The sequence below is a fragment of the Pseudomonas sp. P5_A12 genome, from assembly GCF_056400685.1.
In genome coordinates, this window is the sequence record NZ_JBFUKU010000465.1 from 1 (window position 1) to 2,813 (window position 2,813).

The 2,813-nt window shown below is 54.0% G+C and carries 3 protein-coding genes; 2 read left to right on the forward strand and 1 reads right to left on the reverse strand.

All coding sequences use genetic code 11. The features are described from left to right. Nucleotides 1–153: 153 nt before the first annotated feature. On the reverse strand, nt 154–1,029 hold the full coding sequence (locus AC1DSG_RS29935) for an MBL fold metallo-hydrolase (protein ID WP_477794097.1): 876 nt from the start codon (nt 1,027–1,029) through the stop codon (nt 154–156). 234 nt (nt 1,030–1,263) lie between these two features. Here AC1DSG_RS29935 and AC1DSG_RS29940 point away from each other — a divergent pair, with 234 nt between their 5' ends. Together AC1DSG_RS29940 and AC1DSG_RS29945 are read left to right on the forward strand one after the other, a co-directional pair. Beyond that, nucleotides 1,264–2,106, forward strand: a complete 843-nt coding sequence (locus AC1DSG_RS29940) for a helix-turn-helix transcriptional regulator (RefSeq protein ID WP_477794098.1) — start codon at nt 1,264–1,266, stop codon at nt 2,104–2,106. A gap of 175 nt (nt 2,107–2,281) precedes the next feature. Further along, a partial coding sequence (locus AC1DSG_RS29945; RefSeq protein WP_477794099.1) for a LysR family transcriptional regulator occupies nt 2,282–2,813 on the forward strand: 532 nt, incomplete at its 3' end.

The following is a 2,813-nucleotide window of genomic DNA, read 5'->3' on the forward strand; positions in this document are numbered from 1 at the left end:
GGGTGAGATGCGGCAGTGCCTCACTCACTTCGGGCCGCGGGCTTGAGTTCACCCCTGACGCCTGGTAGGTACTGGAGGACAGCACCGTCGCAGAGCATCAAGAATGGGCTCTGCTGAAGTGGCCCTCTGCTGATCGAGAGCTTTGATGACAGCTTAAAAAGCAGGAGACCAGAGGTCATAGTCGAGTGCGTAGCTAGAGCCATCGCGGTGGATGTGGCCGGTCGTAGGCAAGTTGAAATGCATGCCAGTGACTTTGGTGCGATCACTGGCAACTCGATCGAGCAGTCGGTTACGCGTAGCTGCCGCCTGGGCTGGATCACTATCAAATGCAATTGTCACTTCCGGCTGGACGACCTGGATGTGCGGGAAGTGAACGATGTCACCCCATACCAGGATCGAGTCTGAGCCTTCACCGATCAAATACCCAGTGTGGCCAGGTGTGTGACCAGGAAGCGCGACGGCCTGAATACCCGGAAGAATGTCCTCGCCGATGAATGTCACAATACGGTCGTCRTACGCATCGAACGCATTCTGCGCAAGTTCGAAGAATGGTTTGAAGCCGTCCGGTGCATTTGAGCGGATGGTGTCGTTCCGCCAGAACGCAAGCTCCTGATCGTGAACGAACAGTCTTTCGACGTTACGGAAGATTGGGGTCTTCAGCGGGCCAGCCAAGCCACCGATATGATCCGGGTGTGCATGAGTCAGGAGGACGGTATCAATCTGAAGTGGATCAATACCCGCTGCTGCCAATGCAACATGAAGCCTGCCTCCCCAGCCGCTAACACCACCCGCACCGCTATCGATCAGGATCGTCCGGTCACCCTTCTGCACGACGTAGATGTTGATGTTCATACGTGGGACTGGCTCTGCTCCGCGCTTTTCCAGCAAGGCTTCAGCCTTGGAACCATCGATACCGCTAAGCAGTTCGAAAGATACATCAAGGTAGCCGTCACTAAGCATTGTGACTGTCATGTCGCCCACACGTTTGCGATTGACTGCAGGTGCTTGGAACGTTTGGATAAGACTCATACAGACCTCGATAGCCGTGCTCACCATGAGCATTTCTTGAGTGAAAGCTTATGCCCGACAGGTGATCCGATCCGCTCAACTTAGTGCGTTTCCCGCTCATGTATGTGGAAAATCCACGGTGGAAAGTAATTGAACCAGTGGTGGGTACAGCATTGATTTTTCGGTTTGTTTCAACAAAGGCTATGCAAAACGCGCTACCTTGATATAGAGCCCGGCATTGATAGGAGCCATCATTTGACCCGTGATACCGCCTCAGGCAAAGCTGATGGCATCTTGCAAAGCCTACTCACGTTGGCTACATCGGATAAGCCGCTGCCCTGCGACTGTCTTCGCTCGATCCAGTCCCACTTAGTGAAAAAACATGATGTCGATGGCCCGACCTTGGCGTTCCCGCTGTTGGGCTATTTTCGCTACAACGAAAACTCCGATTGGCATGAAGTCCACCCAGGCGGCGTTTTGGTAGTCCCAAATGCCAGATCATTCGACATCGAGTACATACCCGATGCGGTCGCAAATGAATTCATTGCGATGAGTGTTGTATTGACTGATGAGCAGCTAGAGGCGACCCGACTTCTGATCGCTGAGCCACCCGAAAGTGAACGAGGTGCCATCTCTTCGATCGCGCTATCCATGCTGGATGAGCCACTTGACCGGTGGACTCGCGCCATGAAGAAAGGAGAGCGGACGCTTTCGTTGCATGCCATGGTAGAGGTAGTCATTCACCTGCACGGTCATGGTCATCGCGGATTGCTCCGACTGCCGCCGGACAGCTTGGCCGCAACGATCAAGCGAATGGTAGGTAGTGAGCCAAGCAAGGGTTGGTCGGCGCAGGACATCGAGGAAACCCTCGGCATCAGCGGCCCCACTCTCAGGCGCAAGCTGGCAAGCGAACATACGAATCTTCGCACTTTGATTGCGGATGCGAGGGTGTCAAATGCCCTCCACTTGCTCATGACCTCTAGCCTGCCCGTTAAGACGATCGCCTCGAAAGTGGGCTATGCCTCAGTCGCGAGCTTCAGCAAACGCTTCACAGAGCGATACGGAACGGAGCCATCTAGATTTCGGCAAAATGCATGAGCCTGTACTCGCGCTTTTAGGTGCGAGACAGCTTACTGATTAGGTTGGCAATGATGCGGTAAACCGTGCGAGGCTCCTGATGAATGACGGCGCTTTTTAAGCGCGCAGGCCTTAAGTCGGGATAGCCATTCGCACTGGGTAAGAAGTCCTTAATTTTGCAAATGAAGACCTGACTATGAATATGATCGAGGCGATGGAAATCTACGTGGCTGTGGTTGAACAAGGCAGCTATACCCGTGCTGCTGAGTCGCTGAGGCTTCATCGGCCTGCCCTGTCTAAAGCCATTCAAAACCTTGAACAGGAACTCAACGTCCAACTTTTGCATCGCACAACCCGCAAGATCCATGTGACACCGGAGGGTGACGAGTTCTATGGCAGGTGCAAGCAGTTACTCGCTGACCTATCAGATACAGTCGCATGGTTCTCACCTGATCGACCTCCACGAGGCAAGCTGAGGGTGGACGTCCCGGTGACACTCGCCAAGGCATTCATCATCCCTTCCCTTCCCAGGTTTCGCGAGCTCTACCCGGAAATCGAATTGATCCTGGGTTCCTCGGATCACCAGGTCGATTTGATTGCTGAAGGGATAGACTGCGCGGTACGACTCGGAGAACTCGATTCATCCAGTCTGGTAGCTCGAAGGATTGGCACTGTGTCCATGGTCACTTGTGCTGCCCCTTCTTACCTAGAGCAGCACGGTGCACCTT